This window comes from Nostoc sp. (assembly GCF_036917575.1).
Classification (GTDB): domain Bacteria; phylum Cyanobacteriota; class Cyanobacteriia; order Cyanobacteriales; family Nostocaceae; genus Nostoc.
Map to the genome: position 1 here is coordinate 20,183 of NZ_JBALDC010000085.1, position 25,098 is coordinate 45,280.

21 protein-coding genes, 1 pseudogene and 2 riboswitches are annotated in these 25,098 nt (G+C 41.3%); of the genes and pseudogenes, 17 read left to right on the top strand and 5 right to left on the bottom strand.

The features are described 5' to 3' along the window. Nucleotides 1–6 precede the first annotated feature (6 nt). Nucleotides 7–954 (bottom strand): UV DNA damage repair endonuclease UvsE, encoded by a 948-nt coding sequence (gene uvsE / locus V7K79_RS24950; RefSeq protein ID WP_335051443.1) that lies wholly within the window; start codon nt 952–954, stop codon nt 7–9. A 285-nt stretch (nt 955–1,239) separates the two neighbouring features. Here uvsE and V7K79_RS24955 point away from each other — a divergent pair, with 285 nt between their 5' ends. Both V7K79_RS24955 and V7K79_RS24960 read left to right on the top strand, forming a co-directional pair. Then, the gene (locus tag V7K79_RS24955) at nt 1,240–2,394 is read left to right on the top strand and encodes a glycoside hydrolase family 10 protein (RefSeq protein WP_335051445.1); all 1,155 of its coding nucleotides are present in this window, start codon (nt 1,240–1,242) and stop codon (nt 2,392–2,394) included. 12 nt (nt 2,395–2,406) lie between these two features. After that, on the top strand, nt 2,407–2,835 hold the full coding sequence (locus tag V7K79_RS24960; protein ID WP_335051447.1) for a DUF2358 domain-containing protein: 429 nt from the start codon (nt 2,407–2,409) through the stop codon (nt 2,833–2,835). Between the two features lie 170 nt (nt 2,836–3,005). Here the strand turns inward: V7K79_RS24960 and V7K79_RS24965 are convergent, their stop codons facing one another. Continuing rightward, a complete protein-coding gene (locus V7K79_RS24965) occupies nt 3,006–4,013 on the bottom strand; it encodes an ABC transporter ATP-binding protein (protein ID WP_335051449.1) in 1,008 nt (335 codons plus the stop codon). A gap of 1,104 nt (nt 4,014–5,117) precedes the next feature. On the opposite strand from V7K79_RS24965, the pseudogene V7K79_RS24970 reads away from it, so the two are divergent. From V7K79_RS24970 to V7K79_RS25000, 7 genes and pseudogenes are all read left to right on the top strand, one after another. After that, a pseudogene (locus V7K79_RS24970) lies at nt 5,118–5,351 on the top strand (element excision factor XisH family protein); the annotation flags it as partial. An 89-nt stretch (nt 5,352–5,440) separates the two neighbouring features. Next, nucleotides 5,441–6,181: an AraC family transcriptional regulator gene (locus tag V7K79_RS24975; RefSeq protein ID WP_335051451.1), complete on the top strand. Its 741-nt coding sequence runs from the start codon at nt 5,441–5,443 to the stop codon at nt 6,179–6,181. 191 nt (nt 6,182–6,372) lie between these two features. Next, a complete protein-coding gene (locus V7K79_RS24980; RefSeq protein WP_335051453.1) occupies nt 6,373–7,377 on the top strand; it encodes a helix-turn-helix transcriptional regulator in 1,005 nt (334 codons plus the stop codon). A gap of 154 nt (nt 7,378–7,531) precedes the next feature. After that, entirely contained in the window at nt 7,532–10,141 is a 2,610-nt protein-coding gene (locus V7K79_RS24985; RefSeq protein ID WP_335051455.1) for a TonB-dependent siderophore receptor, read from the top strand. A gap of 230 nt (nt 10,142–10,371) precedes the next feature. Then, the gene (locus V7K79_RS24990) at nt 10,372–10,839 is read left to right on the top strand and encodes a TonB-dependent receptor (RefSeq protein WP_335051457.1); all 468 of its coding nucleotides are present in this window, start codon (nt 10,372–10,374) and stop codon (nt 10,837–10,839) included. Nucleotides 10,840–10,914: 75 nt separating this feature from the next. Beyond that, complete coding sequence (locus tag V7K79_RS24995; RefSeq protein WP_335051459.1) at nt 10,915–11,916, top strand: helix-turn-helix domain-containing protein; 1,002 nt, start codon at nt 10,915–10,917, stop codon at nt 11,914–11,916. 154 nt (nt 11,917–12,070) lie between these two features. Beyond that, nucleotides 12,071–12,193 carry a hypothetical protein gene (locus tag V7K79_RS25000; RefSeq protein WP_335051461.1) on the top strand — a complete coding sequence of 41 codons (123 nt, stop codon included), beginning with the start codon at nt 12,071–12,073 and terminating at the stop codon, nt 12,191–12,193. A 78-nt stretch (nt 12,194–12,271) separates the two neighbouring features. Here the strand turns inward: V7K79_RS25000 and V7K79_RS25005 are convergent, their stop codons facing one another. Both V7K79_RS25005 and V7K79_RS25010 read right to left on the bottom strand, forming a co-directional pair. Continuing rightward, nucleotides 12,272–13,273 (bottom strand): methyltransferase domain-containing protein, encoded by a 1,002-nt coding sequence (locus V7K79_RS25005; protein ID WP_335051463.1) that lies wholly within the window; start codon nt 13,271–13,273, stop codon nt 12,272–12,274. Between the two features lie 21 nt (nt 13,274–13,294). Then, nucleotides 13,295–13,612, bottom strand: a complete 318-nt coding sequence (locus V7K79_RS25010; protein WP_335051465.1) for a hypothetical protein — start codon at nt 13,610–13,612, stop codon at nt 13,295–13,297. A gap of 496 nt (nt 13,613–14,108) precedes the next feature. After that, nucleotides 14,109–14,251, bottom strand: a riboswitch (cobalamin riboswitch). 264 nt (nt 14,252–14,515) lie between these two features. Here V7K79_RS25010 and V7K79_RS25015 point away from each other — a divergent pair. From V7K79_RS25015 to metE, 8 genes are all read left to right on the top strand, one after another. Continuing rightward, nucleotides 14,516–16,771 carry a ribonucleoside-diphosphate reductase subunit alpha gene (locus tag V7K79_RS25015; protein ID WP_335051466.1) on the top strand — a complete coding sequence of 752 codons (2,256 nt, stop codon included), beginning with the start codon at nt 14,516–14,518 and terminating at the stop codon, nt 16,769–16,771. A gap of 98 nt (nt 16,772–16,869) precedes the next feature. Next, a complete protein-coding gene (locus V7K79_RS25020) occupies nt 16,870–17,928 on the top strand; it encodes a ribonucleotide-diphosphate reductase subunit beta (RefSeq protein ID WP_335051468.1) in 1,059 nt (352 codons plus the stop codon). Nucleotides 17,929–18,217: 289 nt separating this feature from the next. After that, nucleotides 18,218–18,868, top strand: coding sequence for a cysteine hydrolase family protein (locus V7K79_RS25030; RefSeq protein WP_335051470.1), 651 nt, complete (start codon nt 18,218–18,220; stop codon nt 18,866–18,868). A 309-nt stretch (nt 18,869–19,177) separates the two neighbouring features. Further along, entirely contained in the window at nt 19,178–19,435 is a 258-nt protein-coding gene (locus V7K79_RS25035) for a hypothetical protein (protein ID WP_335051472.1), read from the top strand. Between the two features lie 119 nt (nt 19,436–19,554). Further along, nucleotides 19,555–19,863, top strand: a complete 309-nt coding sequence (locus tag V7K79_RS25040; protein ID WP_335051473.1) for a DUF3181 family protein — start codon at nt 19,555–19,557, stop codon at nt 19,861–19,863. 275 nt (nt 19,864–20,138) lie between these two features. Beyond that, nucleotides 20,139–20,354, top strand: a complete 216-nt coding sequence (locus V7K79_RS25045) for an acetyltransferase (RefSeq protein WP_335051475.1) — start codon at nt 20,139–20,141, stop codon at nt 20,352–20,354. 614 nt (nt 20,355–20,968) lie between these two features. Then, nucleotides 20,969–21,111: riboswitch (cobalamin riboswitch) on the top strand. Nucleotides 21,112–21,745: 634 nt separating this feature from the next. After that, nucleotides 21,746–22,156 carry a DUF1636 family protein gene (locus V7K79_RS25050; RefSeq protein ID WP_335051477.1) on the top strand — a complete coding sequence of 137 codons (411 nt, stop codon included), beginning with the start codon at nt 21,746–21,748 and terminating at the stop codon, nt 22,154–22,156. A 75-nt stretch (nt 22,157–22,231) separates the two neighbouring features. Further along, a complete protein-coding gene (gene metE / locus V7K79_RS25055) occupies nt 22,232–24,487 on the top strand; it encodes a 5-methyltetrahydropteroyltriglutamate--homocysteine S-methyltransferase (protein WP_335051479.1) in 2,256 nt (751 codons plus the stop codon). Nucleotides 24,488–24,555: 68 nt separating this feature from the next. Here the strand turns inward: metE and moaC are convergent, their stop codons facing one another. Beyond that, the gene (moaC, locus tag V7K79_RS25060; protein WP_335051481.1) at nt 24,556–25,065 is read right to left on the bottom strand and encodes a cyclic pyranopterin monophosphate synthase MoaC; all 510 of its coding nucleotides are present in this window, start codon (nt 25,063–25,065) and stop codon (nt 24,556–24,558) included. Nucleotides 25,066–25,098: the final 33 nt, after the last annotated feature.

A 25,098-nucleotide genomic window follows, 5' to 3' on the forward strand; every position in this document is an offset into this window, starting at 1 on the left:
TCAACATTATGTTTTCATCAGCCAGCAAGAGCGCAAATATGCGATCGCTTTTTCTTTTTGTTTGGCTTCAACTTCGATCCACGGTGCTTGGTGGTAGACGTTGGGCATATCGGTAATCAATTCACTGTGTTTTCTGTCATTGAAAGCTTGCTCACCATTGGAAATATGGACTAATTGCCAATCTGGATTTGTCCAAGTTTCTCGCGCTGCATAAAACATGGATGCTACACTCGGATGATCGTAGCTATCTAAATTTTCGTGGCAAATATGGTGATGAGCATCAAATACCATTGGCACGCCAGTTTGCTGACATACTGCTAAAATTTCATTAGCACTATAGGCGTATTCATCATTTTCAAAAGTTAAGCGGCTTTTGATATTTTCTGGTAGTTCGGAAATTACTTTTATTAGTTGTTCAGGACGTTGAGATTTGCCACCATGAATATTCATCAATGACCAAGGCGATCGCGGTAAGCCAAGTAAATCAAGTGTACGGGAATGTCCTGCTAAGTTGTTGATACTTGCTTGTACTATTGAGGGAGAATCAGAACTCAGCACTACAAATTGATCTGGATGCAACACCATCCTTATACTCAATGCATTTGCTTGTTCACCGATTGTTGCTAAATCAGCGCTCATTGTCTTTAATATATTTGCGCCGATTTCGTCTTCTAAATCGCTTAGGGGAAATAAAGCAGAAGACATCCGATATAGTTGAATTTTATTTTGCTGACAAAATGAGAGGGCGTCATGCAAGCGTTGTAAGTTATGTTGATACAGTTCACTCAGAACGCTTTCACGTTCACTTAAGTCCAGTTTTAAATATCGTGTGCGTGTGATTGTCCGAAAGCGTACTTGTTTATCAGAGGTAATGCAAACTAGCCCTAAGTTGGGTATTACAGTTTTTTGACACTGCTGTGCATTCGGTAAATTTTGAAACTTGATTACAGTCATTAACTATATTTACTAACTGTTGGCTATTTTGAATATTTCTTAATTTAAACAAGTTCTACTACTGACTTACGACTATCTAAAGAATGAACTCTTAAGTCACAACACTCCACTAATTTTACTTCGGTAAATAAAACCCAATGCTATGATTGGGACGAGGATAGCTTTTAGGCGTTGTGACACTAGGTTTGATTGTCTATAAGATTTACACAATAATAAATACAGACGTGGTATCGTCAGCTAGTCAATGTTTAGATGTGCAGTGCCAAGAATTTCAATTTTATAGAAATGGCAATAATTGAAACCCGTGGTATCTGGCTGACCACTACTGATAGTAAAGTTCTCAGAACGAAGGAACGCATTGCCGAGGCGATGAATTTCCTAGCCGAGACGGGATTTAATGTGGTGTTTCCAGTTGTTTGGAATAAAGCAGTAACTTTATATCCTAGCCAAATAATGCAGCAGACTTTTGGAATTGAAATTGACCCTATGTCTGTAGGCCGCGACCCTTTAGAAGAAGTGGTGATAGAAGCGCGGCGAGTTGGGTTGAAAGTTATTCCTTGGTTTGAATACGGTTTTGCCAGTTCCTACAATTTAAATGGTGGTATACTTTTACAGAAAAAACCGGAATGGGCTGCGCGCGATCGCAACGGCAACTTATTAAAGAAAAACGGCTTCGAGTGGTTAAATACCCTTGACTCACAAGTGCAAGAATTCTTGTTGAACTTGGTGCTAGAAGTTGCGAAGAATTACGATGTTGATGGTGTCCAAGGTGACGATCGCTTGCCAGCATTACCCTCTGAAGGTGGCTACGATCAAGGAACTATCAGCCGCTATCGTCAGGAATTTGATCGCAATCCACCACAGAACCACAAGGATAGGCAATGGTTACAATGGCGTGCAGATATTCTCACTGAGTTTTTGGCGCGTCTTTACCAGGAGGTGAAAGCGGTGAATCCTAATTTATTAGTAGCGATCGCACCTAATATTTATGATTGGGCATTCCAGGAATATCTGCAAGACTCACCCAGATGGCTGAAGCGGGGAATAGTCGATATGATTCAGCCGCAGATTTATCGCCGTGACTTTCGGAGTTATGCTGCGATCGCTGATAAACTGGTAAACCAGCAGTTCACAGATGCGACATTGCCCAAATTAGCACCCGGAATCTTGATGAAGCTTGGCTCTTACTGTATTAGTCCAGAATATCTGGTGCAAGCAATTGAATACAATCGTCAACTTGGTATTCAAGGAGAGGTATTCTTTTTTTACGAAGGTTTGCGCGAGAATAACAATACCCTTGCTAAAGTTTTGCGAAATGGGCCTTATGCTAAGTCTGCATCATTTCCCACTTTATTAGATTTGAGTGCAGGTGATGTGAGTTACAAGAGGACATCTTCTATTTGGTCAGGAGTGGAAAATTTGTTAAAAAAGATTTTTTAAAGGAAAAACCGCGTGGAACATCAATTGCCAGTGGCACAGGTAATTAAGACTCTCAAACAAGATTTACCAACACTTTTTCAAAAAGATATCTTGTATCACATTTATACACAAGATATCTATTTTAAAGACCCAGTGAATACATTCAAATACAAATTTAATTATCGCATTATCTTTTGGACTTTACGATTTCACGCTCGGCTATTTTTTACTCAAATTTACTTTGATGTGCATGAGGTTTATCAGTCAGCCGAAGACACGATTTTAGCAAAGTGGACGGTGCGAGGAGTGTTGCGCGTTCCCTGGAAAGCAGGGTTACTTTTTAATGGCTATTCGACGTATAAACTCAATCAACATAATTTGATATATGAGCATATCGACACCTGGGATAGAAAACCAGGGGAGATTTTACGGCAGTTTTGGCAAAGGCAAGAAAATCGCTAATTATATCATGTCCGGTTAAAGACTTATCATTAAGAACGCAGTTCTTGCTGGGGGCAGGGGGCAGGGTGAAAGAGGGTTTTCCGGTTTCTGCATAGATAACGGGAATTATAACTAATTAACCAGACATGATATTACAACTGAAAAGTCCGTTTTGGGATTTTTGTATTGTTCTATAAATAATTCAAAAATTTAATCAGTTCATACAATGAATGATAAGTATATACAGTCTGGCTGTTTGTGAGTTTCCAAAAAACTTGTTTGGATTGTGTTATCACTTCTATTGATAAGCCATTTTTCTTTTGATTAACTTGAAAGCCCGCACGTTTTAAAGCACGAATAGTCCATGTTCTGGCAATTCCCTCACCTATAATATTAATTTCTCCTTTGTAAGGTAAGTGGAGATGAAATTCCCCAGAAGCAACATCAAACTCTACACCCTCACTCTCAAAAGTATTAGCAAATGCACCACTCAACACTAAATCTTCCGGTGCGCCAACGTGTAAAATACCATTAGTTGATAATAGCCAAACTTTATCCGCAAGGCGCAAAGCTAAATCTAAATCGTGGGTAGAAAGGAGAATCGCCTGATTGGTTTCTCGTACTAACTGACGTAACAATTGCATAATTTCCACCCGTCGCGGTAAATCTAGAAATGCTGTTGGCTCATCAAGTAACATAACAATAGGCGACTGAGCTAAGGCACGTGCAATCATGATTTTTTGGCGTTCACCATCACTTAATTCGCTCACTTGGCATTGTGCTAAGTGTACTGCTCCTACAGATTTTATTGCCCAAGTTACTATAGCTTCATCTTCAGGTGTCAAATTTCCCCACCAGTCAGTGTAAGGATATCGCCCCAAACTCACCAAGGTGTAGGCTGATAGCATTCCGACATCAACTTTCTCGGTAAGTACTAAACTCAGACGTTTGGCTAAGTTCTGTGGTTGTAAATAATAAATGTTTTCGCCCAAAAGTCGTACTTCACCATTGATTGGGGGTTGCATTCCAGCGAGCGATCGCAGTAATGTAGATTTACCCGCACCATTGGGGCCGAGTAAGCAAACCAGTTCCCCAGATTGCAGAGATACACAAATATCCGATGCAACATACCGAACAGTTTTTCGGGATGTCTTGTAACCAATAGTCAGATTGTGAGTTGTTAAAATTGCATCATTCATGATGGGAAAGATTTTTAGGAATTACGCCGCAGAATTACCCAATTAACAAGTTGAATGTACTATTAGTAGCTGATACATTGCGGTAATCAAAGCCGTAAACTAGTAGTCTGCCAACCCAAAGATGCGCTTTTTCGGGCTGGGGAAAGGGGAAAGGGAACTGGGTTTGGGATTTAAAACCTTTCCCCCTGCCTCTTATCCCCAGAGGGGGCCCCACCTTCCCCCTTACCCAATAAAGAGCTTTCGTCACGAAAGCGAACTACTAGTACAGCTTGGCGTAAATAAACATACCCTTCGGGTTTGGCAGTTCTTCATGGGGGGAACCCCCTTTCTGCGGACTGCCTCACCATTTCAAATGGCGCAAGAGATGGGAATACAATTATCCATGACTTTTGACTTCCGCCTTGAAATATTAAGGTTTGATTATCAGCAAATTTCCAACTATGCTGTGCTTGTAATCCATAAGAAGCTTGCCTGTTATCATACCGTGCTTGGGATGAATTGCGACTATTAAAACGAGTATTGAGAAAATATTTAATTAAATAAAAGCAGTTTGCAGTAGCGTTGCCGTTAGGCTAGGCAAAAGGAAAAAAAGTATAAATGTTGCCCCTTGTCCCAATATATTGAATTGTCTGTTGTCAAAAACTAGCGATAAATCGTAGTAAAATTACTGAAAATAATTAGCATCAAGTCCTGATACTAATTCTCTATATCGTTTGTGTGTACACCATAGCCCCAAGGCATCGGGGGGTAAAAATATATTGCAACTTCACAAAGAAACGGTATTACACCAAAAGATAATAATTTTCAAAACTTGTAGGAGTTAGTCTATTGAGTTCTGAAAATTATCTCTATATGTACAGCGTCGATTTTTTTAAGGTTGTAGCGCCGATCTCTTCCCCAACTGGTATTCTTCAAAGACTGGGGATTAGGTTGATCAGCGAAAGAATAATTTGCAACTTGGGAACAGGCCATATCTAACGACAAGCGACTTTGTGTCTACGCTCTGATTATCTAAAAATTAATCTCAGAACTTGCCTTTCAAGATGCGTTTACAAGAAGATTTGACGTTTATCCTACTAAAAGGGGTTTAAGAAATCGTTTGTTGTGGCTGCTAAAGATCGCTTTCATCAAGTTGTTAAGACAGCTCTTACTAAGGATGGGTGGAATGTTACTCACGATCCATTACAGATTAAAGTAGGTGGCGTAGATATGGAGATTGATTTAGGGGCAGAACGGTTACTAGCAGCAGAGCGAGGAAATGAAAAAGTTGCGGTCGAAGTCAAAAGTTTTCTGGCTAGTGCATCCGCAATTTTAAAGTTTCATACCGCACTGGATCAAAACGCATTCTCGGCTTGTGAATAGACATCGCTTCACATCCACTTTATGAGAAACTATTGCAGGTATTGCAATTATTGCTCAGTCCCAAAATGACCATTTCCATTTCGCGCAATAGCTTCTGGGAAATCTTTTTTGAAGATGAACCAACCAAGCAACGCTACGACCCCTCAGATGAGTTTGATATTCTTTGGCAATATCCATCCCAATTTGGTAAAGGGTATTGCCGAAATATTCAATTGCGAGAGGGATTAGGGTTACTAATTAGTAATTATCAACTGCGCGATCGCCTGATTGTTAAAGTGCCAGAGCGTCGTACTGGTGCTGTAGCCTATGATTTTTATCTTTCTGGCAGTGGGGAAATGTGGGATGTTCATACAGGAAATTATACAGCAGACGGGGGAGGACAATATTCTCTCCATAGCAGCGGTGCAGTACCAAGTCAAATCGGAGCTAGTTCAACAGCGCAACGTCATCTTGCTGTATCTGTTTGGATGACAGCAGAGCTATTTTGCTCATTTGCAGGTAATCCTGATCGAGAAATTTCCCCAGCGTTAAAGCATTTGATCCTACAACCAACTCAAGAATGGTATGTCCGCTCTGGAACAATTACACCAGTAATGCAAGAAATTGTCCAGCAAATATTGCGCTGTCCTTACCACGGAATGATTAAGCGGATGTATCTCGAAAGCAAGATGCTGGAACTAATGACACTACTGCTAGACGAGGAGTTGGAAGTAAAAGAGGGTAGGCAAAATCCTACTTTATTGAAGTCAGATGATGTAAATTGCATTCACCACGCTAAAGACATTTTGCTAGGAAATCTTGACTAGGACTGCTATATTATGTCCGAATTATGTCCGAGTAATCCTTATACATTAAAATTTCTCTGCCTCAGAGCGTTCCCGTGTCTTTGCGCCTAAATAATAGGATGTAGGGGTACTGTTTATATTAACCACTAGACATCGCCCCACATCCACTTCATGAGAAACTATTGCAAGTATTGCAATTATCGCTCAGTTCCATGACCATCTCCATTTCGCGGAATTACTTCTGGGAAATCTATTTTGAAGATGAACCAAGCAAGCAACGCTACGATTCTTCAGACGAATTTGACATGATTTGGCAGTACCCACCCCAGTTTGGCAAAGGATACAGCCGAACCATTGAGTTACGAGAGGGATTGGGACTGTTGATCAACAACTACCAACTTGATGACCGCCTAGTTTTAAAAGTCCCAGAACGTGCAGGCGATGACATACAGTACATTTTTCGTCTTTCAGGAAGCCATGAAATTTGGGATATTCATACAGGAAATCATCAAACAGGAGGGGCAGGACAGTATATTTTCGGGGGTAGTGGCGCAGCTCCTAGCGAAATTTGTGCAATTTCACCAAAGCAACATCATTTGGTTGTGTCTGTTTGGATGGCACGAGAGCTATTTTGCTCATTTGCAGGCAATGTAGAGAGAGAAATTCCTTCAGCGTTAAAATGTCTCATTAGTCCAATAGAACAGTCCAATTATAGCGGCAGTGGAACAACTACAGCAGCAATGCAAGAAATTGTACAACAAATACTGCACTGTCCCTACTACGGAATGACTAAACGGATGTATCTAGAGAGCAAGGCGCTGGAGTTGATGACACTAACGGTTCAAGAAAAGTTGGAAACAAAAGAGAATAGGCACAATCCTACTCTATTGAAACTAGATGATGTTGATCGCATACACCTAGCGAGAAATATTTTGCTAAGAAATCTTGACAATCCACCATCGTTAATTGAGTTAGCAAGGCAAGCCGGAATTAACGAGCGCAAACTCAAAGAAGGCTTTCGTTTTTGCTTTGGCACAACGGTGTTTGGCTATTTACACAACTATCGCATGGAACAGGCGCGATCGCTTTTAATTGCGGGGCAGTTAAGTGTTAAACAAGTTGCCCGGATTATTGGCTATGCAAGTCCAACTTCATTTCATGCTGCATTTCGCAAAAAATTCGGTATCAATCCTGGAGATTATTTGAAACGCTGCTGAACATTTACTAAAAAAGTCCGGCTGCAAGAAGAAAAAGTCCTGCTCGAAGAAGACACGCTCATTAACAAAAACTCTATCCAAGGTAAGATTCTTGAGAAAGATTGTTGATTTTTTAAATTTTTCTCAAATTTTTGGATCTTAGGTGTGTGGAGTGATGACAAATAAATTGCAACAAGTGGTGTTGATGGTAAGCACCCTGTTTATGTTGGGTATTCAGGCTGGGTTAGCACAAACGCAACAGCAAAAGTCTGCAAGTTCTAATATTCCTAGTATCCGCGATATCAAACTTCCACTCACTAGCGCCGAAATGTTAGTGCAGTCTCAAGCTCCACAAAACCCCGCTTTGCAAGAGGGAAAACAGAAAAATGGAATTGTGCCAATAACGGGGGTGAAAGCTAATCCTACCGATAAAGGTGTGGAGGTGATTTTAGAGACACCTGTTGGTACTCAACTGCAAGTTACAAATCGCAGTGTGGGCAGCAATTTTATAGTCGATGTATCTGGTGGGCAATTACGACTGCCTAGTGGTAAGGCATTCACATTTCGTTCGGAAAAACCACTTGCGGGAATTACTCAAATCACAGTAACTAATATTGATGCCAATATTGTGCAAGTCACAGTAGTAGGTGAGAAAGCTTTGCCCATAGTTGAGTTATTTGATGATAATGCAGGTCTGGTTTTTGCAGTAGCTTCAACTGCAACGGCGACTTCTCCACCACAGCCAACGCAAACACCCCAAGCTAGTCAGCCAGAAAATCAGACACAGCCAACTCAACCATCAACAAGTAATGAGCCGATTGAGTTGGTGGTGACAGGTGAGCAAGATGGATACAATGCACCAAATGCATCAATTGGAACCAAAACTGATACTCCCCTACGCGACATTCCGCAATCCATTCAGGTCGTGCCACAACAAGTGATTAAAGACCAGCAACTATACCGCTTGGGTGATGTGTTAAAAAACGTACCGGGTGTAGTTCAGTCAGGAAGCTCTCCGCGCAGCGTATTTGAAAGTTTTACAATTCGGGGTTTTGACGCTGGGGGAGTCCTGAAAGACGGACTCTTAGATAGTACGCTGGGTTCTGGTGGCTACGAGCCTGTCACGGTAGAGCGCATCGAAGTTCTCAAAGGACCTGCCTCGGTTCTGTTTGGACCAGGGGCACTGGGTGGTATTGTTAATATCGTCACGAAACAGCCATTGAGGGAACCCTACTACTTCATAGAAGGTTCAGCTGGGAGTTACAATTCTTATCGAGGGGCGATTGATCTGTCGGGTCCAATTAATGCTGACAAAACGGTGCTGTATCGTTTAGGTGTAGCCGCCCGGACGACCGAAAGCTTTATTGATTTCTATCAACATCAGTTCTACAACGTTTCACCCTCTTTAACCTGGCAGATTAACGACAGAGCCAAGCTCACCTTGGCAGCCCAGTATTACGAAGATAAAGGACCCTTCGATTACGGTCTTCCAGCAGATGGTACTGTGTTCCCAAATCCTAACGGTAAGATTCCACGCAATCGCTTCCGTGGTGAACCTTCAGTTGACGATAGCGATAGTCGCTCCTATCGAGTTGGTTATAACTTTGAGTACCGTTTTAGCGACAACTGGCAAGTGCGTAGTGCCTTGCAAACCTCATTTCTGCGTCTCAAGAGGGAAGCTGTTTTTGGTAGCCTTGCAGCAGATGAACGTACCTTCAATCGAGATTACGGCGAACAGAACTACAAAGAAGATGTCTACAATTTCGATACTTATGTTGTTGGCAAGTTTGCCACTGGCAGTATTCAACATCAACTGGTCACAGGATTAAATCTATCCAGAGATGATACATTTGCCACCAATATCAGTCGCGCGATCGCTTCGCTGGATTTATTCAATCCCCAGTACGGCAGCAGACCAACCGGACCAGCTGTCCCTGAGTTGAACTATCGTAACAGGAGTGACTTACTGGGTATTTACGTTCAAGATCAAATCACATTGGCAGACAACCTCAAGGTACTGTTAGGTGGACGCTTCGACATTGTCAGTAACGATGATCGTCGATTAGACATTGTGAGCAGTAGCTTCCGACAAGATGAAGCATTTAGTCCCAGATTGGGTATTGTCTATCAACCTATAAGACCCATTTCTCTCTACGCCAGCTACAGCAAATCGTTCCTCGGCTCAAGCGAGGGCGAGCCTGAACGTGGCACCCAATACGAAGTGGGTGTCAAAGCAGATTTGAGTAGCCGTCTGTCTGCGACTTTGGCATTCTACAACCTAACTCGCTCGAACTTGCCCACTGAAGATCCTAATAACCCATTGCTTACGATTCTGGTGGGAGAACAGCGCAGCCGGGGGATTGAGTTTGATGTCACAGGAGAAATTTCACCGGGATGGAACGTCATTGCTGGCTATGCTTACACTGATGCCGAAGTTACCAAAGACAATACAATTGCGGTGGGCAATCAAATCAACAATATTCCGAAAAACTCTTTCAACCTGTGGACAACTTACGAAATTCAATCTGGTGCCCTGCAAGGATTTGGGGCTGGTTTGGGATTTTACTTTGTGGGAGACAGACAGGGCGATTTAGACAACACGTTTCAAATACCGAGCTACTTTCGCACCGATGCTGCTCTATTCTACAAACATGGGCAATTGCGTGCTGGGCTAAATTTCAAGAATTTGTTTGACATTGATTATTTTGACTCTGCCTCGTTTCGCGATCGCGTTTTCTATGGCGATCCGTTTACAGTGCAGGGCACGATTTCTTGGGAATTTTGACAAAACATGACTCGTAGCGATCGCACGTTTGCAAGCCAATGTTTGCATCTTCTAATTAATCATGCATTTGAGCGCTTCAGACTCAAATCCTCAATTGGCGATCGCGCACAAGTCAACGTTAATCTATATACTGGTGTTCAGCTCCTTTCAGGTGCTAGATCCCCGACTTTTTTAAAAAGTCGGAGATCTGAGTATTCAGATCTCTAAACACTCGTGCCAAAAGAAAACTTTTGTGTTTCGTGCAGCCGGAAGCAACTTCTGTCATCCCGGAAGTAACTTCTGCCGTGACAAAACCGTGTTTCGCGCAGCCGAAAGTAACTTCTGTCATCCCGGAAGTAACTTCTGCCGTGACAAAACCGTGTTTCGCGCAACCGGAAGTAACTTTTGTCATCCCGGAAGTAACTTCTGCCGTGACGAAACCGTGTTTTGCGCAGCCGAAAGTAACTTCTGCCTTGACGTTTGTTCTAGTGGGATTTTACTTTGCCGGAGACAAACAGGTAGATTTAGCCAACACGTGTGAATTACCTAGTTATTTCCGTACCGATGCTGCTATCTTTTACAAACTCCAAAGTCTGCGGGTAGGATTCAATTTCAAGAATTTGTTCAATATCGATTATTTTGACTCTGCCTCGTTTCGCGATCGCGTTTTCTATGGCGATCCGTTCACAGTGCAGGGCACAATTTCTTGGGAGTTTTGACACAACACAGCTATCTAACATCACACCCACTTCATGAAAAACTATTGCAAATATTGCAATCGCTGAAGCTCAAAAATGACCATCACCATTTCGCGGAATCTCTTTTGGGATGTCTATTTTGAAATTGAACAAACCAAACAACGCTACGATCCTTCAGATGAATTTGATATGCTTTGGCAGTATCCATCTCAGTTTGGCAAAGGATATAGCCGGGATATTCAATTGCGCGATGGATTGGGGTTACTAATCAACAATTATCAACTCCATGAGCGCCTAATTATTAAAGTCCCAGAACGTGAAGGCTGTATAAATTATGGCTTCTATGTTTCAGGAGGTGCTGAAGGTTGGGATGGGCATCCAAACAATCATTTCACCTGGAAGCAAGGACAGTATTGGTTGTTTGGAAATGGTGTATATCCTAGTGCAGTTAATGTAAGTTTAGCAAACGAACGGTATCTGCAAGTAAATATTTCGATGTCACCAGAGCTATTTTGTTCCTTTACAGGTAATGTCGAAGGAGAAGTTTCCCCACAGCTAAAACATCTAGTCAGAAAACCAACCCAAGAAAGATATATCCGTAGTGGGGCGATCGCACCAGCAATGCAAGAAATTTTACAGCAAATACTGCACTGTCCCTACTACGGAATGACTAAACGGATGTATTTAGAGAGCAAGGCGCTGGAATTAATGATGCTAACGGTTGAAGAGGAGTTACAAGTAAAACAGGGCAAGCAGAATTCTACTGCATTGAAACTAAATGATGTCGATCGCATACACCTGGCGAGAAATATTTTGCTAAGAAATCTTGACAATCCACCATCGTTAATTGAGTTAGCAAAGCAAGCTGGAATTAATGATTGCAAACTCAAAGAAGGCTTTCGTCAGCTTTTTGGCACAACGGTATTTGGCTATTTGCACAATTATCGCATGTCCCAGGCGCGCTCGCTTTTGGTGGCGGGGCAGTTGAGTGTTAAACAAATCGCCCGAATTGTAAGTTATGCAAGTCCAACTTCATTTCATGCGGCATTTCGCAAAAAATTCGGCATCAATCCTGGAGATTATTTGAAACGCTGCTGAACATTTGCCAAAAAAATCCGGCTGGAAGAAGAAAAACTCCGGCTCAAAGAAGACACGCTCATTAACAAAAACTCTATCCAAGGTAAGATTTTTGAGAAAGATTATTGATTGCTGAAATTTTTCTCAATTTCTTGGATATTAGGTGTGTGGAGTGATGATGAATCAGTTGCAACAAGTGGTGTTGATGGTAAGCACCCTGTTCGTATTGGGTATTCAGGCTGGGTTAGCACAAACGCAACAGCAAAAATCTGCTCTAGCTAATATATGCCAACAATAACTACATCGCAGTTTACCAAAGATGGATGTAGCAATGAGGTAATTGCTTGAAACTTAAAATTGGCGATCATGTTGATCGCTACCCAACCAAGCTTGAAGGATTTTGGTTGATAAAATTTCTCTCCATTAATTCTGTAGGTGAGTGCGATCGCACAGTCCGGAACATTCCAAATCGACACAGTGCTGCACCAAACGCCAAACGCATCAGTAAAAGCGTCGGTACCTCGCGCACAGACTTGATGAAACCAGACAGCCCAAAACGCACTAATCCCCCTGGTCGAGCCACTCCTTGCCAAATCGAATCTAACCAAGAAGGAAGGGTTTCTTGCGTCCAGTCTGCCGTTATTACCTCCCCTTCTACTAATCCGGTTGCTGCTAAAAGCTCGGAGAATCCTTCAATGCTAGAAAAAGCTGGATGCGACCACTGATCTAAGAGTTGTCGCATCACTGGTTTCTCCCAAAAATTTAGCGGTTTTTGGCGATCGTCCCTTTGATTCCAGTCAGCTACAACCAACACTCCACCCGGCTTTAGCACCCGAATTAATTCTTTAGCAAAAACAGCTTTATCTGGCATGTGGGGCCCTGCTTCAATCGACCAAACCACATCAAAACTGGCATCTGGAAATGACAATGCCATCGCATCATCAACCGCAAACTGGGCGTTTAGCCCAAGGGGTGTTAATTCCTGGGCGCGGTTAACCTGCTGTGGGCTGATGGTAATCCCTGTGACGGCAAACCCATAATCTTGCGCTAAAATCCGGCTACTACCCCCAATACCACAGCCAACATCTAAGACAGTAGTACCAGGAGGTAATTTATCTAAACCACCCCATTTAACCATTTCATGTACAAAGTCAGATTTAGCAGCCAAAAAATCCTTTCGTCGCGGTGGCGAACCGTAGTGACCGAGGTGAATGTGTTCCCCCCAATAAAACTCTAAGATGCCGTCAACTGTCCATTGATCGTAGGAATTGGCGACTGTGGATGAGGATTGATACTTGCGGCCAGTTATGAAATAAGCCGCAATTCCAATTACTAAAAACAGAAGAAAACCAATTACAGAATATAATAAAGTTGACATTTTTTGAACGCTCCTGTACACCTATTTGAGTCGATCTAACGGTTTACTCATTGCTGCTCGTCCCAAATCAGACAAGCGATGTCGTAACCGCCCACGGTCGGCAATCCCTACGGCGTTCGTGCAGCGTCTCGTTGGCGTAGCCTCTCGTAAAGAAGAGAGCAAAGCTAACGCAATATAAATCTTCTTATACACCGACATTACAATGTTTTGAACATCTTGAATAATTTTTCCTTGAAGTAGATTGGGTTTGTGTTTATCTTCAGGGAGAGTCGTTTGTTTGACAAAAGGATGAATAGCAGTGGGAATCTTCCCAGTTCGGTGAAGATAGAATTTCGGCATGATAATTAACCGAGTAAAAATTTAGTAACTTAGCAATTTATATGTGTAATTGGGAAAGTATTTGTTCGGTAGTGGAACAAGACTCTATACTTTATACACGCCATTTGCTACCTGTTTTGAACAATTTTCATCTGAACCTATCCCACTATTCTAAAAATTTTTAATTTTTGCCGTAAAGAGTATCTGAAAACCTTTATTTTCAATTTTTAGTTCTCAATCAACTTAAGCTTTGCAGCACAAATATTATTAGTGTATAGGTTCTTGTTGATACACCGTTTCTTTATTGCTGTGACTATTTTCAAGCGATACTCTTATAGGGAATAGGTTATAGCAAGCGGCATCTCAAGACACAATTTGTATCAGGAACTAACCGCTTACCCTCTCAGAGAAAGGCGTAATCTGTAGCGTTTTGATATGTGGGGCTATGAGAACGTAAAGCTGAGTAGTTGTAGAAATTTTCATAAAAATACCTATCTGTGCCTCGCAGATGTACAACATTTACAAATCAATTTCGGCGGGCGTTCTGACTCACAAGGCAAGCCTTGATTACAGCTGCGGGACAGCGCCGGATTTACACCGGACTTTCCCCGTTTCCTCTAGCGGCTGTTCCTCACTAGAACCGAGATTCATTTGAATACTAACATAACTGTGATTTGCTTGCATAAAAATCAATGGTCGATCTATACTGGCATTCGTCATTAATCGGGGCAAGTCTCATTCTTTACCAAAGCTTGCTCTGGATTTTTATTGGCAATTCTTATATAAATTTTTCAACCCAACAAACTTTTTCGGGTTGCCAGCGTTTGCTGACATAGCGCTGACATTTTTTTACATTGCCAAACCAGTTAACAATTTTTTTCCATTTTTGCAATTATTTTTCTCCAATTCATCAACACATTTTGTATGCAAGCTCCATCCACACTTTCTCTTGGCTCCACAACGGATATCTATGTTGTTCGTCGTGATGGTTCGACGACACCGTTAGAAATTAATAAAATTCGCACAGTGGTTAATTGGGCTTGTTGCGGACTTTCAGCAAATTCTATTGCTTTAGAAGCACACCTGACAACTCGATTGCGTCCCGGCATTACCACGCGAAAAATTCAAGACAATTTAATTCGCTGTGCCTTGGATTTGTGCAGTCCTGAAGAACCTGATTGGCGCTATGTAGCAGGACGATTACACATTTGGAGTTTGTGGAAAGAAATAACAGTTAGCCGTGGTTATCAGTACGGGCAATATGCTCGGACTGTACAAACAAAAGTTTTGTCAGAACAATACGATTGCCGCATCTCGATCTACACAGACGCAGAATTAGAGATTGCTAACACTTGGATCAATCCCGACTGGGATGCCGACTATGATTATGCAGGAGCAGTATTACTGACGAAGCGATATCTTTTGGCGAATGAGCTACCACAAGAGGCATTTTTAACTTGTGCGCTCTTGATTGCCTCCGTGGAAACACAAGAGAATCGATTAACCTGGGCAAAACAATTTTATGAAGCGTTAGCAAATCGTCAAATATCTTTGGCAACCCCCATTCTAGCGAATTTGCGGATTCCCAATGGCTCGTTAGCCAGTTGTTTCATTACGGCGATGGACGACAATTTAGAAAGTATTTTTGATGGCATTCATGATGCGGCTCGGATTTCCAAAAATGGTGGCGGTGTCGGCGTAAATCTGTCTCGGATTCGGGCTACTGGTAGTTGGGTAATGGGGAAGAAGAATGCCTCTGGTGGCGTGGTTCCCTGGATTAAGTTGTTGAATGATACAGCAGTAGCAGTTAATCAAGGTGGACGCAGAGCAGGTGCTGTCACTGTGAGTCTAGATGTTTGGCATTTGGACTTACCCGAGTTTTTGGAAATGCAAACCGAGAATGGGGACGGGCGACGCAAAGCTTATGATGTATTCCCGCAACTGGTTGTCAGTGACGAATTTATGCGACGAGTAGCAGCAGATGAAGAATGGACATTAGTTGATCCCTATGAGGTAAAAACTCGTTTAGGCATTGAACTGGCTCAGTTATGGGGTGAAGGATTTGAAAAGGCTTATCTTCAAATCGAAGCCAGTTTAGAAAGGAAGATTACACTTTACAAACGGGTGAATGCTCGTCTTTTACTCAAACAGGTGATGCGAACTCAATTAGAAACCGGGATGCCTTACCTATGGTTTAAAGATACCGCGAACCGAGCTAATCCCAATCAGCATGAAGGCTATATTCCAGGTGGGAATTTGTGCCAAGAATCGTGGTCAAATGTGAAACCTGGTAAGGAAGCACATACGTGTAATCTTGTAAGTATTAATCTTGCAAATCTTGAAGATGAGAAACGAGCAGAGATTTGTGAAATCGCAGTACGTATATTAGATAACACGATTGAACTCACCTCACCGCCATTTGCTGCTAGTGCCACTCACAACGCCAAATATCGCACAATTGGAGTGGGCTGTATGGGATTAGCCGATTGGTTAGCAAAACGTCATTTTACCTACACCCATCTTCAAGAAATCAGCGATTTATTTGAAGATATTGGTTATTATTGCACCGCAGCATCGATGTCCCTTGCTAAGGAACGAGGTGCGTATCCTGCTTTTGCGGGTAGTGAATGGAGCAAGGGACACTTAATAGGAGCAAAACCTGTGGAATGGTTTTTGCAACACGCTCTTTTTCCAGAACGCTTCGCAAAATTGAGTCAAGATATCAAACAACATGGTATTCGCAATTCACACATTACTGCGATCGCACCCAACACTTCTTCATCTTTAGTTCAGGGTTGTACAGCCAGTGTTTTACCCGTTTACAGCAAATTCTTCTATGAAAAATGGGCAAAGGGTTCAGTACCCATCGCACCGCCTTACATTCGGGATAATTTATGGTTCTATGTCGAGAATAAGACACTGGATCAGAAAAAAGTAGTGAAAGCGATCGCTACAATCCAACAATGGATTGACACAGGAATTTCGATGGAACTACTGTTTAATCTCAACGCTGGAGTTTATTTTCCTGACGAACCAGAGCGTTCTCTCACAGCTGTTGATATTTTTGAAACCCTAATGCTGGCTTGGGATTTGGGTTGTAAAGCAATCTACTATATTCGCACTGTCCAAAAAGATAGTTTCAAAGAATCAAGCGATCAATGTGTTGCTTGTGCAAGCTGAACACCAGTCATCAGTAAACAGTTATCAATTATCCAGTATAGGCAATTGATAATGCCATTGCTTAATTAAGAGTGAAAACTAATCCAAATAGAATAAAAATGTACCAGCCCAGACAATCATTAATGCCGATTAATCCCGTTTTCAATCCGAATGGAAATGATGATACAGGAAACCGTCTGATATGGTTCGGAGAGACTACAAACTTAATGCAATTAAATGACGTTCGCTACTCATGGGCCGTGTCTCTCTACCGTCAAATGCGTGAGAACTTCTGGGTTCCTGAAAAGATTGATATTACTCAAGACGTAACAGATTACGTCAATCTCACGCCTGGTGAACGACGTGCATTTGATGGCATCCTTAGTTATCTGACCTTTCTCGATTCAGTGCAAACCTGTAATGTGCCTCACATCAAAAACAGCGTAACTGCACCAGAAATTGCATTGTGCATGGCAGAACAAATTTCCCAAGAGGCGATGCACAATCAGTCTTATCAATACATTATTGAAACGGTGATCCCTAGCGATCGCCGCACACAAGTTTATGATTTTTGGCGCAGCGATCGCATTCTCAAACAACGATGTGAATTCATCGCTGAACTATACCAAAAGTATGTCGATAATCCCACACCAGAGAATTATTTCGTATCGCTGTTGGCGGATTATTTGTTAGAAGGATTGTATTTCTATAACGGGTTTATATTTTTCTACAATCTCTCATCACGGATGCTCATGTCTGGGAGTGCCGATATCTTTAGAATGATTAACCGAGATGAACTTTCCCATGTACGGCTGTATCAAAAATTGATTCCAGAAGCAATGCAAGTTTTCCCCCACAGCCGCGAACAAATTTACGAAATGTTTGCTCTTGCTGTTGAGCATGAATGCAAGTGGACAGGACATATTGTCGGAGATGATATTCTTGGAATTACGGCAAACAGTACAGAACACTACACAAAATATCTAGCAAATGTTCGCTTGAAGGCGATCGGTTTAGGGCCATTGTTTACAGAAGCTATCTACAAGAAAAGCCCTTATACTCACTTGGAACGTTTTTCAGATACCAAAAAAGAAGCCAACACAAAAGCAAACTTCTTTGAGGCGAGTGTCACCAGTTATGTTATGTCCTCTAGCATTGAAGGTTGGGATGATTTCTAAGACTGGTTAATCAAGTGGACTACGAACAGCTTTACCGCTACCGTTAAGAACATGAGTATAAATCATTGTCGTTTTTACATCCTTGTGTCCCAATAATTTGTGTACTGTGCGGAGGGTAAAAAAGATATTTTCCGTATATTCAGGTAGAATTTTGTTGTAATGCTTGATACATTAAGATAGGGAAAAAGATTATACGGAAAGTTTTCGTATAATAAATAGTTAGCCTGACTTGAACCTGTCTATGACTAACCTGCTACCCTCTATATGTAAGGTTCAGGAGTTAAGAAAAATGGAAAAGGCATTTGGGCTAGAAGTTCCTGAAAATTTGGAGGATGCCTGCGAACTTAATCGAACAGCTTTGATCGTTTATGATATGCAAATAGGCATTTTTAGCCAGTTAAATGACGGCTCTAACATAAAAACTCAGGTCATAAAAGTTCTTCAAGCCGCACGAGAAGTTGGTTTGCGCGTATTCTTTATGCGTCACATGTCATTACCCAAAGAATTGTCGGGTGTCTTTCAACTGAAGACAGCTAAGGCATGGCAAAGAGTAACCTCAGTTGATGATGTAAAACCTTGGTTTCTTCCTGACTCGCCCGGATTTCAATTAATTCCTGAAATAACTCCACTTCCTTCGGAAGGAATTTTTAACAAAATCACGATGTCTGCATTTGAGGGAACGCCTCTCGACATTGCCTTACGCGACTGTGGCATTCACACTGTAATTATAGTAGGTGTAGCAACTGAAATCGGGATTGAGCCGACAATTCGCCATGCTGCCGATCTTGGCTATATCCCAATCATGGTCACTGATGCTTGTGGAGCGGGTAATGAAGAAGCTGGTCAGCGAGCCGTTGCTAGCCTTAAATTTATGGGGGATGCTTTCTTCACAACTGTAGAGGAAATAAGCTTAATACTTCGCAAGAAAGCTAAAATCTAAAGCGGTTTCAGGCGCAATCACAATGCACAGCCTAATAAACGTGTTGCAGCGGAACTTATCAGCCTGCTTCGTTGAGTTGCAATCGCTATCTACGTCTAGTGAGCGAGTCATCTATTTGCAAAGGTTCGCTCATAACAAATGGTTCGAGACGGAGGTCTGCTGCGCTACGCACTGACCCAACCATCCATTTGCCATAGCTTATTCAAATGACTTGCAATTCAATTATGACTGGTTCGAGAAGTCTAATCGCAACGGCTGCCCCAAAAACCTTAGAATGAGTAAGTATATTTAAATCTGTAACAAATATTTATGCCTCCTCGTTGGCCTCGCAAACCCGATCGCAAAGACCCTGATTACCGCAAGATTGATGACCGGATGAATTTTGCCATTCATGTGGCGATCGCTGCTCTGATTAATTCTGGCTTATGGTTTTTTCACATCTTGAAAAGCACTACCTGGGAGTGGCTGCCGTTGTTGACTTTAAGTTGGACAGGAATATTGTTGGTGCATCTGATTTATATCAGTGCGATCGCTAACTACACCGAAACTCCACCAAAATCCACCTGAAGATGGATTACTCATGCTGGGGCGATTGTAACCTCTGGTAGTAGGATTAGGCTGTTAATTGAACCATAATGTAAAAAAGCCTGAGATTTCGCACTTTTTCTTAATTTAGGGTTATTTTTATGGCAAAGACTAACACCACAGAACTACTAGAAGCCCTAGCAGCTGAAATTGGCGAAAATGTTTACATAGACATTGCCAAATGGCATCTTTATTTATCTAATGCCAAACTGCATACAGTTGTTGCCGAGCAACTGTATCCCTTAATTACTTCCAATGCTGTAAATGAAGATCAAGTTTTAAAAGTCTTGAAATCAATTACAGTAAAAATTGGTGGCGGTAGAAGCGAACTTCCTTTAAGTGATTTACTGCCACTGCAATGCCAAGTAACATTAGTTGATATCTTAGAAAAATATCAACGCGAAATCTAATCTCTACAACCAAAATTATTTGAATTAGACAATTTTATCGAGCAGTATTACTTTATTTGAAATGCTGAATTGATGATAAACTTATTGTGTCAATTTTATAAAGATAAAAACCACAGAGACACATAGATACATTTTATGTAATTTATGTGTTCATATCTGGTAAAAATTTCCTTTAACAATTAAGGAATCTCAACCTTCTAAATTGGTTGAGACGGGAGTGGATATATCTTAAGACTCACTCCCAACTTTCATGCAAATTTATTGAGGCAATTTCTATGCTTTTACAAGTCAAAGATAGTGGCGAATTGGTAAAAATTGTTGAAATTCAGGAATTAATTGACCCGAATACTGATGTTGTTCAAGCAAAAGATCAAGAAGGCCAAGAGGAACAACAACCTGAAATTTTTAAAAAAGAAAATCTCGTTTTTCCTTCAGGTGAAGTTCTACCACGCTGCTGGATAGATGCTGACTATAGACACGATAACAGTTAATGATTTTAAAATCAGATAATTGGTAATGTAAATAGACTATTAGCAATTATCAATAGTAGGGGCACACATCTGTGCGCCCCCATCTGTAAGAGGTTAAAATAAAGCGTATTTTGTCAATCAGTTAAAAACTACTGTTAGTAGTAGCGATGGTATAGTACTGTTACTTAATAGCAGAGTAATCAAGTTACAACAAAGCAATAATCAACCTAACCCAGTTACCCAAGTACCTACTCCCTTTTCCACAATTGAGTCTGTAGAACTGGGTAATAGTGATATAGGACTATGATTTTATTTCGTGAAAAAACTTCGTACAACTCGAAAAGCCTGATTCTCTACTCCCTACTCCCTACTCCCCAGCTACGTAGATAATTTCAGAAATAAAATATGATTCCTATAATACACAACTGCTAATTAGAAGCGATCGCAGTTTATCATCTCAAAGATAACCCCAGACTAGCAAACCCAGAGTATGATAATCGAATGGCTGAGGCGATCGTTCGCGGTATTCTCCAGTATTTACAGCAAAGGTAAGTAATTTTGTTGTTGAATCAGGATTTTATACCAATCACAAAATAGGTGATCGGTATTTTGCATTAAACAGCAAACAATGGTATAGTTTAATCTTACAAGTCGGTTCTAGTGAGGAACAGTCACTAGAGGAAACGGGGAAAGTCTGGTGTGAATCCGGCACTGTCCCGCAGCTGTAATCAAGGTTTGCCTTGTGAGTCAGAATGCCCGCCGAACAGTTAACTCCTGCTAAAATCTACGAGGTATAGATAAGCGCTACTATGAATATTTTCACAATCAATCAATTTTATTTCTTCATTGCGCCGAAGATGCCCTTCAGGTCACGGTTTGTTTTTGAGATGATAGATAGTTAATTGGCGGTACAAGTTGCGCCTATAAGTATATTTTTCATGAAGTGGCTGTACTACTAGGTTATTTGGCACGATTATTGCAGATGTGAAAAGTGGCAGTTTTGTTATTAAAAGAACATTAAGAGCTACTTGCTAATGGCTGCTTTTGTGTCATTTGACCTGATAGTGGTCATCCAATTTAAGATTTTGGTGTTAGCGAGTCTTCTCCCAAGGGGAGACGCTAAGAGCGAACGAGCATTTGGCAAAATGAACCCGAAAGGGGGTTTCCAGGCCACTTGCTTCTACGGGGGAACCTCTGCAATGCAGTAGCTCCCCATGAGCGGACTGCACCAAGCCGAAGAAGGGATTGATTCTAGAGATAAATCCTGTAAATTGTACCATTAAGGAATTGTTGGTCAATTATTACTAATAGTTTGCAACAGATACATTGCACAGTTAGCAAGGTTAGATTTCATGCTGGCAAGACTGTGTAATATCTGCGTTTGGAACTTAATCCTACACATTTTAAAATTAATGCTCAACAAACAACATACTTTATTTGTTTGCACGACCTGCGCTAGCGTCTGCCAAGATGGCAAGCGGATTGGAGAAAGTGGCGGTCAGCAACTATTATTACATCTGCAACAACTTGCATTCAATTGGGAATTGCAAAATAAATTCTCTATTCAGGGAGTTGAATGCATGAGTGCTTGTAACCGTTCTTGTGTTATTGCCTTTACAGCAGAGGGTAAACCAACTTATTTGTTTGGCGATTTATCAAATGATAGTTGTGCATCTGCGGTACTGCAATGTGCCAGTCAATACTATGCGAAAGGCGATGGTTCACAAATGCGGTCAGAACGACCTGAACCTCTAAAAAAAGGAATTCTAGCAAAGATTCCACCACCAAGTAAGTGGACGCAATTAAACGTAAGTTGTTGTTAGTTTAAAACTGAATAAAAATTACCATTTTACTAATTCATAGTACTTAATCATTTAGTGTCAAAGGAATAGAAAATTATGCAGATTCAAACCGCAACATTAGGATATCCTCGTATTGGTAAAAATCGGGAAGTTAAGAAAGCTTTAGAAGCATTTTGGAGTGGCAATCTAGAGTCAAAATCATTACTCAAAACTGTGCAACAGGTTGAGGAATCCAACTGGCAAACTCAACTTGAAGCCGGAATTGATAAAATTGGAGTGGGTGATACTACACTTTATGATCACATCCTTGATTGGCTATTTCGTTTTGGTTTAATTCCCGAAAGATTTCAGCAATTTTCTGGTTTAGAACGCTATTTTGCAATGGCTAGGGGAAAGGAAGGAATACCTGCGCTGGAAATGACAAAATGGTTTGATACTAACTATCATTACTTAGTTCCAGAGATACCCGACCAAGTATTAGTAGCAGATTGGAGTGATTTTATTGAAAGAATTACTCGCGCTCAAAAAATATTAGAGAAACGAGCAATTCCCATTGTTTTTGGTCTCTGTACTTTACTTCGTTTAAGTAAGTTGGAGATGAATATTAAGAAGGCCATTTCTCAGTTTACTCCACTTTATATTAACTTGCTGACAGAGTTAAAATCTCTGGGTATTACCGAAGTACAAATTCACGAACCTGCATTGGTCTTGGGTGATGTAAATAATTGGAAAGAGTATTACCAAGCTGTATATAAATCTTTGGCTTTAATTGGATTAGACATACATTTAGTTACCTATTTTGATGATTTAGGTGAAAGCTATAACTGGGTGATGGAATTACCTGTAAATGCCATCAGCTTAGATTTTACTCGGGGACGGAATTTAGAGCTAATTAAAACTTATGGATTTCCTGAAGATAAACATCTAGGAGTTGGAATAGTTGATGCCAGAAATATTTGGCAAATTCATCCAGAAGAAATAATACCTAAGTTGGAAAGTATCAAAGAAGTAATCAAAAATAATGAATTCACAATCCAACCATCTGCTTCCTTACAATTTGTTCCCTACGATGCTAAACGAGAAAAACGATTACCATTACAGCTACGCAATGTCTTGAGTTTTGCTGAACAAAAACTTCAAGAAGTGATTTTTTTGGCTCGAACAATAACCGGAGAAAACACTAAATTAGAGCAAGAATCAATCAAGACTAGCTGGAGTAAGTTTGAGGAGTTTAATCCAGTAAAGCAGTCAGTTCAAGAAAGACTGAAAACTTTGAAGATTGATGATTTTCAGCGCTCATTATCCTACGGATTGCGGCTGGATTCCCAAATTTCGCTTCCTTTGTTCCCCACAACCACAATTGGTTCTTTTCCCCAAACCTCTGAAGTTCGTCAACTACGAATGCGTTACAAACGAGGTGAATTGAATCAGTCAGAATATGAAGCTGCAATTGATGTTCAAATTGCCGAGAGCATTAAATTACAAGAGGAATTAGGATTAGATGTTTTAGTTCATGGTGAGTTTGAACGCACCGATATGGTGGAATTTTTTGGACAGCAGTTATCAGGCTTCGCTTTCACTGAAAATGGTTGGGTGCAAAGTTACGGTAGCCGTTATGTTCGTCCACCAATTATTTACGGTGATGTGGTTCGGACTGCGCCAATGACGGTACGTGAGTTTCAAGTCGCACAATCTTTGACGGAAAAACCTGTAAAAGGGATGTTGACGGCTCCTGTAACTATCTTAAATTGGTCTTACCCCCGGACTGATATTTCCAGGTCAGAACAAGCTTTCCAAATTGCTTTAGCGTTGCGGGATGAGGTAGCAGATTTGGAAGCGGCTGGTGCAAAGGTAATTCAAGTTGATGAACCAGCCCTACGTGAGGGTTTACCCCTGAAAGTTGAGCGCTGGAATGAATATCTTTCTTGGGCTGTAGATGCATTTCGTTTGGCGACAGCAGTAGCCCAACCCCAAACCCAAATTCATACCCACATGTGCTACTGCGAATTTGGTGACATCATCAAGGATATTGAACGGTTAGATGCTGATGTTATTTCAATTGAAAATAGTCGCAGCAACAATCAAACTTTGCGAGAAATCACAGAGGGTGGTTACTCACATCAAGTTGGTAATGGAGTCTACGATATCCATAGTCCTGTCGTGCCGACAACTGAGCAGATTTTACAACAATTGCGGACTGGAATTGCTAATTTACCGATAAAACAAATTTGGGTAAATCCAGATTGTGGTTTGAAAACTCGGCGATGGTCAGAGGTTATTCCAGCTTTAAAGAATATGGTGGAAGCAACTAAAGTCTTGCGGGAGGAAGCAAACATGACTGTGAAAAAGTAGCCACAGGCATTATAGTAGGAGGCAGAAGGCAGCTATGCTGGAGGCAGGAGGTAGAACTATTACTATTCCTAGCATTCATCCGGTGAATAATCTTTTGATTTCCCTCCACTTTTACTTATTAAACGAATTGATTCAATTTGAATCGACTTTTCTAAAGCTTTTGCCATATCGTATAAAGTCAGGGCAGCCACAGAAACGGCAGTTAAGGCTTCCATCTCTACACCGGTTTCAGCTTTGGTTTTGACTGTGGCTTGAATTTGATAACCCGGTAGTTGGGAATCAGGTATGATTTCGACTGCGATTTTTTGCAAAGGCAACGGATGACAGAGGGGAATTAAAGTGGCTGTTTGCTTGGCTGCCATAATCCCAGCCAATCTTGCAGTTGCCAGCACATCACCTTTTGGGACATTTCCGGCTTGAATGGCAGCGAAGGTAGCTGGCAGCATTCGCACGTTGGCAGCTGCTACTGCTTGGCGAATGGTGGGTGCTTTATCAGACACATCTACCATCTGTGCCTGTCCTTGGGAATCTAGATGAGTTAAGTTGGCAAAATTAGATGGAAAATTATCTTGCACCATTTGGTTAGAACGTGTTAATATATATTGTCGGTG

What these genes read in the sequence shown, in the direction of transcription:
- V7K79_RS24985 (WP_335051455.1), top strand. Translation starts at nt 7,532, where the DNA reads ATGACAAATAAATTGCAACAAGTGGTGTTGATGGTAAGCACCCTGTTT.
- V7K79_RS24955 (WP_335051445.1), top strand. Translation starts at nt 1,240, where the DNA reads ATGGCAATAATTGAAACCCGTGGTATCTGGCTGACCACTACTGATAGT.
- V7K79_RS25000 (WP_335051461.1), top strand. Translation starts at nt 12,071, where the DNA reads ATGATGAATCAGTTGCAACAAGTGGTGTTGATGGTAAGCACCCTGTTC.
- V7K79_RS25030 (WP_335051470.1), top strand. Translation starts at nt 18,218, where the DNA reads ATGGAAAAGGCATTTGGGCTAGAAGTTCCTGAAAATTTGGAGGATGCC.
- moaC (WP_335051481.1), bottom strand. Translation starts at nt 25,065, where the DNA reads ATGGTGCAAGATAATTTTCCATCTAATTTTGCCAACTTAACTCATCTA.
- V7K79_RS25010 (WP_335051465.1), bottom strand. Translation starts at nt 13,612, where the DNA reads ATGCCGAAATTCTATCTTCACCGAACTGGGAAGATTCCCACTGCTATT.
- V7K79_RS24965 (WP_335051449.1), bottom strand. Translation starts at nt 4,013, where the DNA reads ATGAATGATGCAATTTTAACAACTCACAATCTGACTATTGGTTACAAG.
- uvsE (WP_335051443.1), bottom strand. Translation starts at nt 954, where the DNA reads ATGACTGTAATCAAGTTTCAAAATTTACCGAATGCACAGCAGTGTCAA.
- V7K79_RS25015 (WP_335051466.1), top strand. Translation starts at nt 14,516, where the DNA reads ATGCAAGCTCCATCCACACTTTCTCTTGGCTCCACAACGGATATCTAT.
- V7K79_RS25045 (WP_335051475.1), top strand. Translation starts at nt 20,139, where the DNA reads ATGCTTTTACAAGTCAAAGATAGTGGCGAATTGGTAAAAATTGTTGAA.
- V7K79_RS24995 (WP_335051459.1), top strand. Translation starts at nt 10,915, where the DNA reads ATGACCATCACCATTTCGCGGAATCTCTTTTGGGATGTCTATTTTGAA.
- V7K79_RS25035 (WP_335051472.1), top strand. Translation starts at nt 19,178, where the DNA reads ATGCCTCCTCGTTGGCCTCGCAAACCCGATCGCAAAGACCCTGATTAC.
- V7K79_RS25020 (WP_335051468.1), top strand. Translation starts at nt 16,870, where the DNA reads ATGTACCAGCCCAGACAATCATTAATGCCGATTAATCCCGTTTTCAAT.
- V7K79_RS25005 (WP_335051463.1), bottom strand. Translation starts at nt 13,273, where the DNA reads ATGTCAACTTTATTATATTCTGTAATTGGTTTTCTTCTGTTTTTAGTA.
- metE (WP_335051479.1), top strand. Translation starts at nt 22,232, where the DNA reads ATGCAGATTCAAACCGCAACATTAGGATATCCTCGTATTGGTAAAAAT.
- V7K79_RS24975 (WP_335051451.1), top strand. Translation starts at nt 5,441, where the DNA reads ATGACCATTTCCATTTCGCGCAATAGCTTCTGGGAAATCTTTTTTGAA.
- V7K79_RS25050 (WP_335051477.1), top strand. Translation starts at nt 21,746, where the DNA reads ATGCTCAACAAACAACATACTTTATTTGTTTGCACGACCTGCGCTAGC.
- V7K79_RS24980 (WP_335051453.1), top strand. Translation starts at nt 6,373, where the DNA reads ATGACCATCTCCATTTCGCGGAATTACTTCTGGGAAATCTATTTTGAA.
- V7K79_RS25040 (WP_335051473.1), top strand. Translation starts at nt 19,555, where the DNA reads ATGGCAAAGACTAACACCACAGAACTACTAGAAGCCCTAGCAGCTGAA.